The sequence below is a fragment of the Paenibacillus camerounensis genome (assembly GCF_000723885.1).
Lineage (GTDB): Bacteria > Bacillota > Bacilli > Paenibacillales > Paenibacillaceae > Paenibacillus_AQ > Paenibacillus_AQ camerounensis.
Map to the genome: position 1 here is coordinate 55,675 of NZ_CCDG010000057.1, position 15,240 is coordinate 70,914.

9 protein-coding genes and 1 other annotated feature are annotated in these 15,240 nt (G+C 53.7%); of the genes, 4 read left to right on the forward strand and 5 right to left on the reverse strand.

What is annotated here, in order from left to right; all coding sequences use genetic code 11:
• Window positions 1-74: 74 nt before the first annotated feature.
• The 4 genes from BN3772_RS21045 to BN3772_RS30950 are packed head-to-tail and all read right to left on the reverse strand — an operon-like array spanning window position 75 to window position 6,043.
• Entirely contained in the window at window positions 75-1,247 is a 1,173-nt protein-coding gene (locus BN3772_RS21045; protein ID WP_042201994.1) for an ABC transporter permease, read from the reverse strand.
• Window positions 1,247-1,948, reverse strand: coding sequence for an ABC transporter ATP-binding protein (locus BN3772_RS21050; RefSeq protein WP_042201996.1), 702 nt, complete (start codon window positions 1,946-1,948; stop codon window positions 1,247-1,249). Before BN3772_RS21050 ends, BN3772_RS21045 begins: the two co-directional genes overlap by 1 nt.
• On the reverse strand, window positions 1,945-3,399 hold the full coding sequence (locus BN3772_RS21055) for an efflux RND transporter periplasmic adaptor subunit (protein WP_042201997.1): 1,455 nt from the start codon (window positions 3,397-3,399) through the stop codon (window positions 1,945-1,947). The genes BN3772_RS21050 and BN3772_RS21055 overlap by 4 nt, the downstream gene beginning before the upstream one ends.
• 52 nt (window positions 3,400-3,451) lie before the next feature.
• Complete coding sequence (locus tag BN3772_RS30950) at window positions 3,452-6,043, reverse strand: hypothetical protein (RefSeq protein WP_052380626.1); 2,592 nt, start codon at window positions 6,041-6,043, stop codon at window positions 3,452-3,454.
• 256 nt (window positions 6,044-6,299) lie between these two features.
• Window positions 6,300-6,568 (forward strand) — a binding site (T-box leader).
• A gap of 58 nt (window positions 6,569-6,626) precedes the next feature.
• On the opposite strand from BN3772_RS30950, the gene pheS reads away from it, so the two are divergent.
• From pheS to zapA, 3 genes are all read left to right on the forward strand, one after another.
• Window positions 6,627-7,661, forward strand: coding sequence for a phenylalanine--tRNA ligase subunit alpha (gene pheS, locus BN3772_RS21060; protein WP_042201998.1), 1,035 nt, complete (start codon window positions 6,627-6,629; stop codon window positions 7,659-7,661).
• Between the two features lie 320 nt (window positions 7,662-7,981).
• Window positions 7,982-10,426 carry a phenylalanine--tRNA ligase subunit beta gene (gene pheT, locus BN3772_RS21065; protein ID WP_042202000.1) on the forward strand — a complete coding sequence of 815 codons (2,445 nt, stop codon included), beginning with the start codon at window positions 7,982-7,984 and terminating at the stop codon, window positions 10,424-10,426.
• A 212-nt stretch (window positions 10,427-10,638) separates the two neighbouring features.
• Window positions 10,639-13,413: a cell division protein ZapA gene (gene zapA, locus BN3772_RS21070; RefSeq protein WP_425280450.1), complete on the forward strand. Its 2,775-nt coding sequence runs from the start codon at window positions 10,639-10,641 to the stop codon at window positions 13,411-13,413.
• 61 nt (window positions 13,414-13,474) lie between these two features.
• Here the strand turns inward: zapA and BN3772_RS21075 are convergent, their stop codons facing one another.
• Entirely contained in the window at window positions 13,475-13,855 is a 381-nt protein-coding gene (locus BN3772_RS21075) for a cupredoxin domain-containing protein (protein ID WP_042202005.1), read from the reverse strand.
• Window positions 13,856-14,132: 277 nt separating this feature from the next.
• Between BN3772_RS21075 and BN3772_RS21080 the strand changes: the two genes are divergently transcribed.
• Window positions 14,133-15,179: a GGDEF domain-containing protein gene (locus BN3772_RS21080; RefSeq protein ID WP_244444808.1), complete on the forward strand. Its 1,047-nt coding sequence runs from the start codon at window positions 14,133-14,135 to the stop codon at window positions 15,177-15,179.
• Window positions 15,180-15,240 lie beyond the last annotated feature (61 nt).

Genomic DNA, 15,240 nt, shown 5'->3' on the forward strand with positions numbered 1-15,240 from the left:
TATACATTCTTCTGATTAAAAAACCCGCAGGACTCCAGTCTGGAGCCTTGCGGGTTCTGTTCGCTTATAATAGGCTAATCGTTGCGCAGCGCGTAGATCGGGCGCATTCTTGCCGCCTTGTTCGCCGGAATCATTCCAAACACGATGCCGATGATCAGGGAGAACGAGAAGGAGATCATAACCATGTTCCAGGAGGTTGCCACATTCATTGAGGTATAATTGCCTACAGCCCAGCTGGCACCAAGACCCAGACCGACCCCGATCAGCCCGCCAAAGCCGCTGAGCACTACAGACTCAATCATGAACTGCATCAGAATGTTCATTTTCTTGGCGCCGATGGCTTTGCGGATGCCGATCTCCCGGGTACGCTCATTGACAGAGACAATCATGATGTTCATAATGCCGATGCCGCCGACAAACAGGGAGATACCGGCAATTCCGCCCAGTGCGAGCGATAGGGTGGCACTCGTCTCATTGACCGTTGCCAGCATTTCCTGGGAATCAAATACCGAGTAGGCATTCTCCGCCGAGCTGAATTTGGCATCCAGAGCAGTCTCCAGTTTGCCCTTGACCTCCTCAACATTATCATTTGAGGTTGTAGTTATTGTTATCGAGCGAACACCTCTGCTCTGCAGGAACCGCTCTGCTGTAGAGATTGGGATGAGGATCTTTTCGTCGCTGGAGCCGCCGCTCGTGCTGCCCTTGCTCTCCAGCAGGCCGACGATCTTGAAGCTGGTTCCGTTGAGCTGAACCTTTTCGCCCACCGGACTGTCTGTACCGAATAAATCCTCGGCAGTATCCGAACCGATTAAGGCGACCTTCTGGCGGTACTCTGTATCAATATCGAGCAGGAACCGCCCGGACTGCACATGGAAATTCTGCACATCCTCATAGGCAGGTGTAATGCCCTCTACTGAAACCGAAACATTCTCTGTACCGTGCTTGGCGGTGACATTGCCGCTAATGACAGGAGATACGTTTTTGACGCCTTCAATCTCGCCGAGTGCAAGCGCCTCCTCATAGGTGAGGGAGGTGGTTGCTCCGCGTCCGGTGATATTGACAGTTAGCTGGTTTGTTCCCAGTGAGCTTAATGATTCTGTAATTTGTGAAGTCGTTCCCTGGCCTACGGAGACAAGCGCAATGACGGATGAAACACCGATAATGATCCCGAGCATGGTGAGAAAAGCTCTGACTTTACTGCTGAGGATGCTCTTTAATGCCATTTTCATGCTTTGATACAGCATCATTATCTGGTAATCCTCCGATCTTCGACCAGACTACCGTCCTGAATGCGGATGACCCGTTTGGCCTGCTCGGCAATTTCGAGGTCATGCGTAATCAGGATGATGGTGTGTCCCTGTTCATTAAGTTCTTTGATCATCTGCAGAACCTCCTTGCCTGTTCTGGAATCCAGGGCGCCTGTAGGCTCATCGGCCAGCAGGATCGGCGGTGTACCGGCCAGTGCACGGGCGATGGCGACGCGCTGCTGCTGGCCGCCGGACAGCTCCGAGGGCCGGTGGTCAATTCGGTCTTCAAGGCCAACTCTGATGAGGGCACCCCGGGCCACCTCTCTGCGTTCCCGGTGGGAGACTCCCCGGTAGATCAGGGGGAGCTCCACGTTTTCCACCGCAGACAGCTTCGGCAGCAGATTAAAGTTCTGAAAGATGAAGCCGATTTTTTCGTTTCGGATCTGGGCCAGCTTGTTGTCCGACAACTTGCGGACCTCCTGGCCGTCCAGAAAATAATCGCCTTCGTTGGCTATATCCAGGCAGCCTAGCATGTTCATCAATGTGGACTTGCCGGAACCCGAGGGACCGATGATGGCAACAAATTCGCCGTGTTCAATCGTAAAGCTGAGGCCTTTGAGAATGGTCATTGATTCACCGGCCATGACATACCGGTGGATCATGTTCTCAACCCTGATCAGCGGCTGTATACTGCCGGTCATTGACGGCCACCACCCATGCCGCCACCGCTGCCGCCGCCGGAAGGCGGTCCGCCTGTACCGCCGCTAAATCCTCCGCTTCCTCCGCTGAAACCTCCTGTACTGAAGCCGCCCATTCCGCCCATGCCGCCCATCTGGCTCTGTTCCGCACTCGAAGAGCTGCCTGTGCTGATAACGGTCGGGATAATGACCTCATCGCCTGCGGACAGACCGCTGACAATTTCGATGTTACTCTCATCATGGATGCCGACAGTAACCTCAACCCGTTTCTGGCCGGAAGCGGAGCTGGAGCCGCTTCTGCCGCCGGTCTGGCCTCCGCCCGGGAATCCGCCGCTTGGAGCACCGCTCGGGAAGGAGCCGCCGCGTCCTTCTGTGCCGCGTCCCTGCCAGCCCGCAGCATCACCGGAGGGCATTTCACCGCTTGGAGCCTGGCCGTCCGCAGCATCACCGGAAGGCATTTCACCGCTTGGAGCCTGGCTATCTACAGTATCACCGGCCGTACCGGCTTCGCTGTTACTTTCTTCTGATAGGGGAACGTTAACGTAGTACTTGCCGTTAACCTCAGATACGGCTTCAATCGGAACAGTGAGCACATCGTTTTTCTCTTCAATCGTGATGGCCACCTCGGCAGACATGCCGACCAGAACGCCTTCGGCTTCATTCAGGCCTACCGTGACATCGAAGAGAGAAACGCCGTTGGATGAAGTGCCTTCTTTGGCAATTTCAATAACTTTACCGTCAAATTCCTGATCCTCCAGCGCTTCCACTGTAATGGTAGCCGCCTGATCCAGCTTGATCTCTGGAATATCCAGCTCGTCCACCTGAACAGTGACGCTCAGATTCACATAATCGGTCATGGTGAACAGCTCGGACCCGTTCTGGGCCTGTTCACCTTCTGTAATGTTGACAGCAGTAATGGTGCCGTCAATCGGAGCCGTCAGCGGATCGGGAGGAAGCATATCCTCCTCAAGGTCGCTGATCGATTCCTGCTGCTCGGTAATGTCGCTTTCCGCTTTTTCAATCGCTTTTTTGGCCGAAGCCAGCTCGTCTTCTGTAGCATTGTTCATTGCCAGCGTCTTGTAATTTTCCTGCTTGTCTGTAAGCTCGGTCTTCAGGCTGGTTAAAGATTTCTCTGCGTCTTTCATTTTGTCGCTTAGATCACTTGCCACAAAGGTAATCAGTACATCTCCCTTTTTGACAACATCCCCTTTAGCTACCATCACCGAATCCACCTCTCCGGCTTCCTTGGTACGGATGCTCTCGGTATTAATGGGGGACACTGAGCCGGAGCCTGACACTCCGTTCAGAATACTGCCTTTTGTTACAAGGGCGGTGTTCAGCGTAGCCGCACTGGCTTCCTTACCGGTATCGGGCCATAGCACATACGTTAAAATACCTGCAATTGCCACAATAACGGCACTGGATGCAATGATTACCATCTTTTTCTTGTTCATTCGGGGTCCTCCACCCTTGCTCAATATAAAGAAATAAGTATTGCCCTGAAATTTAGGACGCGTTGTCTGCTGAAGCCTCTCCGGCAGTATCTGCATCTGCATCTGCATCCTTATCCTTGTCATCTGTGGCCGAAGCTGGCTGAGTGACGGTAATGTCGTAGACCTGGCTGCCAAGCTCCATGCGTTGGCCCTGGAACTCATCGTATAGCTTAAGTCTGTAATTACCGCCGTTAAGCGATTTGAACAAGGTGCTGCTGATCGTAGTGGTGTACAGGCTGTTGCTGCCGGTGATCAGATCGGTGCCGAACGTCAGCGTCTTTTCAAAAAACTGCCCATAAGGATCAATGAATTGCAGCACCAGCTTATGTCCATAAGTCCCGGTCTGGTAGGTAGAATCCTTGGTCAGGCTGTAGTTGATGGACAGTGTCAGATTCGTGGTGCCGGCAGTCAGGCTGCTCGATGAGCTGTTAACCGCAAGTGTATATGGGAACATGGATATGCCGCTGCTCAGATTACTCTGAGGAGTAACTGTCTTGACATTCAAGGTAAGAGCAGATGTATTTACATATCCGGCTGCTTCTGTTCCGGCTGAGGTCAGCTTGCCGCCTGCAACAGCTTGTCCAATGTACAGCTGCAGGGAAGAGGTATCCACCGTAGACGGAACATTCGCCGAGAAGGTGATCAGAGTTTTTCCGGCTGCACCTGTAGCCAGGTCCGACTGATTGACGTCTGCCTCAAAAAATTGTCCGTCACTGCTGCGGAAAGAAGCATAGAGCCGGGACAGGTTACTCTGGCGGGATTCCTCGCTGTTCATTTCCACCTCACTGTATACCGTTTTGGAGCTGCTGCCGGTATACACAGTTGTCACACGCTCCTGGATGCTCGCTTTTTTACCGGTGGAGGTGATCTTGATGGCCGAACCTGCTGCGAGCGGAGCAAGGCTTGTGACCGCTCCGTCTCCTGTGGTGAGTGAGAGGAACTGGCCTGTGGTATCCTGGAGAATAATTTTGGTCTGGCTGTATGCCAGTGTGTACGGAATATGAGCCAGCACTGTGACCTGTGCACTTTCACCAGGCGCAAGGATAGAGACGTCATTATCTATGACGGCCTGGGTAGAGGAGGTCAGATCATTCAAATCCGCTTTCAAAACACCAGTCAGCTTGGGCAGCGTAATCGTCTTAGAGGTACTGTTCCGGATACTGAGCTTGGCCTGAACCAGATCCTCATCGCCCCATGGAAGACGCTGCAGGGACTGAAGGGTGACGCCGAATGTGCCGTAATTGTTAATAACGCTGGCTTCGGTGGCGACATGCGTATTGCTCTCCAGCTTGTAAGGGATTTTGAAATAGGCTGCTGGCAGGACGATTGTGCTTGTGCTTTCCGTGCCTGCCGGCGGAATAACCTGAAGCTGAAGGGTGTCCTGGGCGAGCTCCAGGGGGATGCTTGCAGTAAGCTCAATCAGCTTTTCTTCCAGCGGCTTCAGCGTGAGACTGTTAAAGGCCGTGGTTGTGATTGGGAAGGTATAGCCTTCGGCTGATTTAACGGAAAGCGTATAGGCCGGCAGTGTCACTGCTGTGCTGCCTGTGTTTTTGACCCGGAACTGGTAGGTCCAGATGCCGTTTTCGTTCTCCGCATAGACAGCTGAGGATTTCAGCTGCAAATCAACTATATTGCTGTTGACGGATATCTTCTTGATGGCTCCGGCGGCAACAGTGAAGTCGGCAGTAACCGCAGCAGGCAGCGAATAGGAGGCTACCGGCAGATACAGCTTGAGGCCCTCATCCTGCTTGGCAATCTGCAGCGTCATGTTGGACAGGTTCATATAAGCCGGGATTTCGGTTATGAAATACAGCGTCTTTTTTTCCTGCGGCTGAATCTTGTATTCGGAGCTGCTCTCATCCAGAGCCAGTGTAAATACCGAGCCGCCGGAGGATTTCAGATTCATGCTGTATCCCGGATCGGTCAGTACCCGGGTGCCGAGATTCGTGATGCTATAGCCCACTTTTGCATACACCTTACCGTTATAATGGTAGATTTGCAGCGAGCTGGCCTGGGTGGTTACGGGAACGTTGTTCAGCTCGGTCTTTTTGCTTTCCCCCTGAAGTGCGGCGAGTGAATAATTGGAAGGAACCGTAAAGGTGCCGATCCGCTGCTCGTAGTTGGCTGCGCTGAAATTCCAGCCGTACATATTAATCTTGAGCCCTTTCACATTGGAGGCTTTGCCGATGTTGGCGTAGTATGTAATACTTTTTGTCTCTTTACCGGCAATTTTTTTGACCGAGCTGTCCGCTGAGACAGCCGATCCCTTGATTACGCTTCCCCCGGTTGTCACAGCCTTGGAGAAGTAATTGGCCAGATTGACACTGGTGCTGGAGCTATTGGTGTAAGTAAGGGTATACGTTAAAATATTTCCGCTGTCCTGCGCAAATACGCTGACATCGCTGAGCTTTACGCTGAAGGATGCCCCCAGATTCATTGAGCTCAGCTTGGTGAGCGTGGAGATTTCCGTGACGGCTGCCGCTGTTTTGACAGTTGCAGTGACGGCTGCTGCCGCGTACGCTGCCGGCCCCGTGAATCCGGGGAACTGGCTTACGGCAAATGTGCTGAGCAACAACAGAACATAAGCCTTACTTCGTTTATGCATGAATTTCCCTCCCTGTTTAAAAACCTGACCCTCCCTGCGTGCTGTAGAAGTAAGGATAGTCAGGCTTACTAATTAGGAAAAATATCAAGATTCGCTGAAGGTTAGCTGAAAAATTCCCGGAAAAAGCTTTCTGAAACTTAAAGGAAGATTAAAAACAGATAAAAATTTGCCTAAATTTATGTTTGCTTGTCAAACGCCTGATTTTTGCTTATACTATTGAGGCATATCTTTATGAAGATGAATACGTATAATCTGTACAAATGCAGTGATGGAGACAAGTACGCAGTGCCTGGCCAACAGGGAGGAGACGCCGCAGATTGAGAGCGTTTCTGGGAGAGCAGAGCTGCCGAAGTTCACTCCGGAGCAGTTCCCTGAATATTCGAGTAGGGGATACCGGCCGCAGACCGTTATTTCTGTTAAAGTGAGACAGGTCTTTACCGTGCCCGAAGAGGGAATACCTCTTTTTATAGGGATAGGGTGCAGCTTGTCTAACAAGGGTGGTACCACGGTCTTTTCGTCCCTTACCGGGAGAAGAGGCCTTTTTTTGTCGTACAATACATCATTAAAGGGGGCAGTGCACGCCATGAAAGAAAAGCTGGAAGCATTGAAGGTCGAGGCCTTGGCTAAGCTGCAGGAGGTTACCGATCCGCAGGCGCTAAATGATCTGCGCGTCAAATATCTGGGTAAAAAAGGCGAGCTGACTGAGGTTCTGCGCGGAATGGGCGGACTCAGCGCCGAGGAGCGCCCGGTGATCGGCCAGGTGGCTAACCTGGTGCGCAGCGCGATTGAAGAGATTATTACAGGCAGGCAGGAGGCCTTCCAGCAGCAGGAGACCCTTAACCGGCTCCAGGCTGAAAAGGTAGACGTTACCCTGCCGGGCCGCACGCTGCCGCAGGGCGGTATTCATCCGCTCAACCGTGTGGTGCAGGAGATCGAGGATATTTTCATCGGTATGGGATATAAGGTATCTGAAGGGCCTGAGGTGGAGACAGATTATTATAACTTCGAGGCGCTTAACCTGCCGAAGAACCATCCGGCGCGAGACATGCAGGATTCCTTCTACCTAACTGAAGATCTGCTGATGCGTACCCAGACCTCACCGGTCCAGGTCCGCACCATGCAGGCTATGAAGGGAGAGACTCCGGTCAAAATTATCTGTCCCGGCAAAGTATACCGCCGCGATGATGACGATGCGACCCACTCCTTCCAGTTCCATCAGATCGAAGGCCTGGTCATCGGCAGCAAAATCCGCATGAGCGACCTTAAGGGCACGCTGAACCAGTTCGTGAAGGAAATGTTTGGTCCGGCAACAGGCATCCGCCTGCGTCCGAGCTTCTTCCCGTTCACAGAGCCGAGCGTAGAGGTGGATGTCAGCTGCTTCAAATGCGGCGGCGACGGCTGCCGCCTGTGCAAGCAGAGCGGCTGGCTGGAAATCCTCGGTGCAGGTATGGTCCATCCGAACGTGCTTCGAATGGGCGGCTATGATCCTGAGAAATACAGCGGCTTCGCCTTCGGTATGGGTGTGGAGCGGATCGCAATGCTGAAATACGGCATCGACGACATCCGTTACTTCTACACTAACGATATGGGCTTTGTGAAGCAATTCAAGGGAATTTAAATTTTTGGCGGGGCTGCGGCAGAAGAAGATTGTTTTATTAGATAAGTTGAACTTGAATTCAAAATTAAGGGGAAGTGGCGGAAGGGAATTTTGGAACTGTAGGAGCGGTAGCGTCCGCCTTTGTCTTCGGATTTCGACCGCGAACAGCGGTTCTAATCAGGAAATCTGAAGACAACAGTGGCCGGAAGTCCAAACATTCGCTGGAGTCACGGCTATCCCGGAAATTGAAATCACTGGTTCGGGCTATATTTTAAAATCAATTCAGCAAGCAGAACCGGCAGGTAGATAAATACATCTGAAACAAAAGGAAGTGAGCGGACATGAAAGTATCAACCGGATGGCTGACCGATTATATATCGTTAGAGGGAGTAACCGCTGAAGAGCTGGCGGACAAAATCACAACCGCAGGCATCGAGATCGACGGCGTCGAGCGCCGCAACAAAGGACTGTCCGGCATCGTTACCGGATATGTGAAATCTAAAGAAAAGCACCCGGATGCCGACAAGCTGAATGTGTGTATCGTTGACGCTGGACAGGGCGAGGATCTGCAGATCGTCTGCGGAGCGAAGAACGTGGAAGCCGGCCAGAAGGTTCCGGTTGCCCTCGTCGGCGCTAAGCTCCCGGGCCTGGATATCAAGAAAGCCAAGCTGCGCGGTGTTCTCTCGCAAGGCATGATCTGCTCGGCTAAAGAGCTGGGCCTGAACGACAAGCTGCTGCCGAAAGAGCTGCAGGAGGGCATTCTCGTACTGCCTGAGAATACGGAGGTCGGCCAGGATATTCTGAAGGTGCTCGGCCTGAACGATGAGATCCTGGAATTTGATCTGACTCCGAACCGTTCCGACTGTCTCAGCATGATCGGTGCGGCTTACGAAGTAAGTGCCATTCTGGGCCGTGACCTGAAGCTGCCTGATCCGGCTGCGGAACTGGTTGAAGCCGGCGGTAAGGCTGCCGACTCGATCTCGGTGCAGATTGAGAACGAGGAGTTCTGCGGCCATTATGCAGTCCGTTATATTTCCGGGGTGAAGCCTGCCCCGTCTCCGCTGTGGATTCAGAACCGCCTGATGGCCGCAGGGGTTCGTCCAATCAACAACATCGTGGATATCACGAACTACGTCATGCTGGAATACGGCCAGCCGCTGCATGCGTTCGACGGTGACAAGGTGGAAGGCGGCGTTCTGGGCGTTCGTTTTGCCCGGGAAGGCGAAGGGTTGACTACCCTGGACGGGCAGGAGCGCAAGCTGGAGCCGCAAATGCTCGTAATCGCTGATGGAGCCAAAGCGGTTGCTCTGGCGGGAGTGATGGGCGGACTGGACACGGAGGTAACAGCAGACACCGTAAATATCGTTCTGGAATCAGCAAGATTTGAAGGCGGCACCGTACGCAAAACCTCGCGCCAGCTTGGTCTGCGTTCGGAAGCTTCCCTGCGCTTTGAGAAGCAGGTTGACCCTAAGGCTGTCATTCCCGCACTGAACCGTGCCGCAGCCCTGATCGCCCGCTATGCAGGCGGTGCAGTGCATGAAGGCATCGTGCAGGCAGGCAGCGATTCCGCGCCTGAGAAGATTCTGACCCTCTCGCTGGATAAGCTGAACAATTATCTGGGCACGGAGCTTTCGCTGCTCGAAGTGAAGACACTGTTCGGACGCCTAAGCTTCAAGTGCGGCGATGCGGCACAGGGCCTGGTTGAAGTTCAGGTGCCGACCCGCCGCGGAGACATCAGCTACGATGTTGATCTGATTGAAGAGGTGGCGCGCCTATACGGCTACGATAATATCCCGACTACCCTGATTGAAGGGGTTACGACACCGGGGGCACTGACAGCCCGGCAATCCGTCCGCCGCGAGCTCCGCCGTATGCTTGCCCTTGGCGGTTATCAGGAAGTAATGGGTTACTCCTTCATCCAGCCGGAGCAGAGCAAGCTGTTCCCGGCGTTCTCCGGAGGGGAAAAGGCTGTGAAGCTGGCGATGCCGATGAGTGAGGAGCGCAGTGTGCTGCGCACGAGCCTGCTGCCGCAGCTGCTGGATATTGCCCTTTATAATACGAACCGCCGGCAGAGTGATCTGGCACTGTTCGAGATCGGCAATGTGTTCTTCACTGATGAGGAGCAGCTAACCCGCCAGCCGCGTGAGCTGCCGGTGCTGGGGCTGCTGCTGAGCGGGACCCGGACAGCCAAGCAGTGGAATCTGGCTGCTGAGCCTGTTGATTTCTTCGATCTCAAGGGCGCGCTGGAAAGCGTGTTTGCCTACCTGGGGCTGACCGGACGCATTGTATATGAAGGCAATGCGCCGCAGGATTACCATCCGGGCCGCTCTGCTTCAATCTATCTGCTGGAAGGGGAGCAGCGTACGCTGGTCGGCACGGCGGGCCAGCTTCATCCTGAGCTTCAGCTCAAGCTGGATTTGGAGGATACCTATGTGGCCGAGCTGCTGCTGCAGCCGCTGTATAACAATGCCCGGACTCATCTGCAGTACAGTGAGCTGCAGCGCTTCCCGGGAATGGAGCGGGATATTGCAGTTGTCGTTGATGATACCGTTCCTGCGGGTCATCTGCTGGGCGTCATCCGTGATAACGGGGGGACGCTGCTGCAGAATGTGCAGGTATTTGACGTTTATACCGGCGGCAAAATGGAGAGCGGCAAGAAGAGCGTAGCGATCTCCCTGCTGTACCGCCACACTGAGCATACTCTGACAGATGAGGAAGTAACGGAAGTGCACGAAAAGGTTGTTTCTGCGCTTCAGCAAACTTTTGGCGCAGAATTAAGAAAGTAGCAGGAATTGTGCAGAGCCGCAGCGAATCCAATTAGAACCGGGATTCGCGCGGCTTTTCCTATTCTGAATACGCAGAATATGGAGTGCGGGATACCGGCAGAGACGATTACAAAAGCCGCTGTTTTGCCAAATGTTCAGAAATAACGCTACAATAGGAGCAGGGCAATCAGCTTAGAATCCGCACACATACAAAGGAGGGCACAACTGTGGCTATGGACCGGACCCGTGTCGCCGTGGAGATATATGGAACTTCCTATAAATTAGTCGGAAGCAGCAGCGAATATATGAAGCAAGTCGCCCGTTATGTGGACGAGCATATGCAGGCTATTTCAAAATCCCATTCCAGACTGGATACACCGAGAATAGCGGTGCTTGCAGCCGTACATATGGCAGAGCAGGCTATCCAGGTTCAGGATTTCAAAAATGAATTGAATATGCTGACAGGCGAGCGTACAGAGCTGCGGGTGGAGGTATCGCGGCTTCTGGAAGTGCAGCGCGAGCGGCAGGAGGAATATGAGCGGCTCAGCGAGTCGGCCAAGGCGGAAGCCGCGCGGCTGGTAGCGGAAGCCGAAGAAGAGCGCACACGGCATCTGGAGGCCCGCGAGCAGGAGCGCAAGGCTCACACCGAGCAGCTGGAGCAGGCTGAACGGGCGGCGGCGGCATCCCGGGAGAAGCTTGCCGGAGAGCTGCAAGCCCGTGAGGCGGAGCTGAAGGAGCTGCGTAACCATTACGAACAGGAGCAGGCGCTGAGCCGTGATTCCCGCGCTCAGGAATTGGCAGCGCTTGAAGAGCAGCGGCTGCAGCAGCTCGATGAGCTGCGGACGGCGCATGCACAGGAGCTGGAGCAGCTGCGGGAGATGCTGCTTAAGGAGAAAGCGGAAACGCTGTCTCAGCTGGAGCAGGAGCTTGCCGACACCAGAGAATCGCTCGGCGGCGAGGTTGTGGAGATCCGCACTGCACTTAGCAAGGAGCTGGCTGATACCAAGGCAGCTCTGGAGAAGGAGCTGAGTGAAGAGCGTGATGTGCTGCAGAAGGAGCAGGCAAGGGTCAAGGAGCTGCGGCAGTCCCAGGGGACGCAGGAGCACCGCCACAAGCAGCAGCTTCAGGAGCTGGACAAGCAGCTTCAGGAGCTGCGCGGCGGCAGCGGACAGCTTCAATCCCGGCTGCGTGCAGCTGAAGCAGGGCTGAAGAATGAACGCGATGCCCGCCAGAGCCTTCAGGCACAATATGAAACATTGCTGGCCCGGGAAGAGGAGCTCGCCGCCGAACAGCAGTCTGCCTCTGAGCAGATTACGCTGCTGAACGGTCAGCTGGAAGAGCTGAATCAGCTTTACGATGGGGCGCAGAACGATGCTGCCGGACTGAGAGATGCGCTGCAGGCAGCGGAGGAACAGCTTAGACGGATCAGTGAAGAGCTGCAGTCAGCGAATGAGCTCAGTGAGCTTATTAGCGCTGAGCTGGAGGAGCTGCGCCAGCAGAATGAGCAAGCGGAGCAGACGGCAGCCGAACTGCGTGAACGCTATGAGCAGTCCGGCCGGGAATCAGCAGAGCTGCGCGTTCAGCTACAGGAGAAGGATGCTGAGCTCAGTCAGACCCGCAGTGAACTGCAGTCCGCTGCAGAGCTGAACACACTGCTGAATGACGAGCTGGACGAACTTCGCCGGCAGTACGGGCAGGCACAGCAAGAATCAGCAGAGCTGCGTGAACGTTATGAGCAGTCCGGCCGGCAAGCGGCAGAGCTGCACGGACAGTTACAACAGAAGGAAGCTGAGCTTGGTCAGGCGCACAGCGGGCTGCAATCCGCAGAAGAGCTGGGCACGCTGCTGAATGACGAGCTGGAGGAGCTGCGCAGGGAATACGAACAGGCACAGCAAGAATCAGCGGGGCTGCGTGAACGTTATGACCAGACAGGACGGGATTCAGCCGTGCTGCGCAGCCAGCTTCAAGAGAAGGAAACAGAAATAAGCCAGGCGTACAGCGAATTACAGTCTGCAGAAGAGCTGAACACGCTGCTGAATGACGAGCTGGAGGAGCTGCGCAGGGAATACAAACAGACACAGCAGGAATCAGCTGCGCTTCATGAACGCAGCAGACAGGCTGATGAAGAGTCGGCCGGGTTGTCCGGCCTGCTGGAAGAGAAGGAAACTGCATTAAGCCGGGTACAGGATGAGCTCGCCCGTGCGGAAGCAGATGCGCGGAACTGGCAGGAGCTTGCCGATAAGCATATGGCAGATATAGGTGAACTGGAGATGAGCCTGCTGGAGGCGGAGGAGCAATCCGATTCCCTGAAGCGTGAGCGCGGGTCTCTTGTCAGCCAAGCGGCTGAGATGAAGCAGAAGCTGGACCGCGAAGCAAGCCTGCGTGCAGAAGCCGAGCTTCAGTCTGCTGAACAGCTCGAAGAGTCGGCGGAGGTACGTAAGCAGCTGGCGGCCCTGCGCAGCCGGTATGAGGATCTGATCGCACAGTATGATGAGCTGCTGCAGGATAAGGAGCAGCTGGAGGAAAGATACGGACTTCTGGAGGCTGAGATTGAGGAGTCTGCGCGGCGGCTTGAAGAGCTGTCTGAAGCCGCCCGTGAAGCTGCAGCAGCTGCTGCAGAGCAGCAGGAGGCCATCCGCGAAGCACGCGGGGTTGAAGCTTCCTGGAAGCAGCGATACGATGAGCTTCAGCAGCGTGAAATGCAGTGGAGCGGGACGGAAGCCGCACTGCGTGAAGAAATAGAGATCTGGCAGCAGGAAGCCGGGGAAGCTGAGGCACAGGCCAAATTGCTAAGCGAGTCCCGCAGCGAAGAGCAGCAGCAGCTGGGTGAGCTCGGGGAGAACTTTGAATTGGCCCAGAGCCAGCTGAGGCTGCTGCAGGCCCAGTTCGAGCTCCGCGAGGGAGAGCTGGATAAGCTGGCTAAGGAACACCGCGAGCTGCAGGCGGAATATGCCAAGCTGCAGAATGAATATAATGAATGGATTCAACTGATCGAACAGGACAGTTGAATGGCGGATGCAAGGCAAAAGCGGATGCTGCCCCTTAAGGGCGGCATCCGCTTTTGTATGTCTATTCCACAATCAGCTTGGCGCTCATGGAGCTGTGGCCGGAGCCGCACATAATGGCGCATGTCAATTGATAGGTTCCGGCTTTTTCAGGGATAATCACCTGCGATGGAGTTTTGGCATCCAGCCTCAGTTCCAGCCCGGGAACCAGAATTCCATGGTTACCGCTTTCATTACTGAAGATAATGGTAACCGGCACGCCCTTCTTCAGATGATATTCTTCCTGGTCAAAGCTGTAATTCGTTGCTGTAATCGTAATCTCTTCTTCCGCAGCAATGTTATCCGGTGAGGCGCCCGGAGCGGAGGAATTCTCCTGCACACTGCTGCAGGCAGCCAGAAAAATAAAGCAGATGAAAGACAATAACAGGGCCGGCCTTTTGAACATAAGCATCCTCCTTGAGAGTAGATTCCACAATAGCATAGCTTAGTTTTTGCTGGAAGTCTTTCATAAACTTTGAATAAGTGTTGAATAGTAGATAAAAGTCGTTGTTTGTCGAAATGTGCAAAAAAATGGTGCAAAGATATTTTAAATTTATTATAATAATAGCTACTATACCAGTGTTTAGAAGTAGGGGATTTACATTTATAATGCTATTGATGATCAGCAGGCGGAGGTATGGCACCGCAGAATTTTATACGGATATTGGGTGATTGTGCTGCTGATGCTCGCTGCCCAGTTTATTTTTGTGATGTCCACCCATATGCCTGAGGTGAAATCAGCTTTTTTGCCGGCCCAAGGCCATTTGTTTGTTGCCTGTAATGTATTAATCGTCATTGCGATGGTTCTGGCGGAAATGTGGCTGCGCACGGCTGCTCAATATCATAAGCATGCTGTCGTCAGCTGCGGGTTTATCGTTTCCTATTTAATGTATTTTGTGCTGGAGCCGTTTGTGGACGGGGCGCAGATGACGCTGATGATGCCGATTATGATTTCGCTGATTTATTTTGACCGGAAGCTCCTGCATTACTTGGGGATATTCAGCATCGTTTTTTATGCCGCAGTTTATTTCGGACTGGAACGTCTGGTGCTGGAGAAGCCGCTGCTTGAATTTTTCCTTGTGGAATGTGTATTCATTGTGTTTGTTGTGATGGCTCGGATGGTTATTGTCCGTGCATGGGAGGTCAGGGAACATCTGGAGCAGCTGACCAAATCGGAGCAGGAGCTGATGGTGGAGCGTGCCATTTCTGACAAGCTGCTCAAAATCGACGCGCTCACCGGCCTGTATAATCATAAAACCTTTCATGAATATCTGGATTCCCTGCTGGAGCAGTGTGAGAGCAACGGCCTGCACCTGCAGCTTGCCCTGTTTGATATTGATAGCTTTAAGCGTGTAAATGATACCTACGGTCACTGGGTCGGCGATCTGGTGCTCAAAGAGGTAGCTGCCCGGGTGAAGGGAATGATCGGACTGAATGATTTTGCTGCCAGATACGGCGGGGAAGAATTCGCGGTTATTTTTACGGACAAAAGCTTTCAGGAGGCCTGTGTCGCTGTGGAGGAAATGCGGGAGGCTATCAGCCGTATGGAGCATCCTTATGCCGGCGGCAAGCCGATTACAGTCAGTATCGGGTTATGTGATTATCAGCTTGGAGACGGTAAGGAGCTGCTGTTCCGCAAAACCGATAATGCATTGTATAAAGCCAAGCACGGAGGCAAAAACATGGTCGTCACTGTCTCCTCCACCCTGCAAGGAACCATCTATGCCTGAAGGCATACAATAAACCCCCTATTTTCCGGACAGCCGGAGAGAGGGGGTTTCGTTGTCTGCT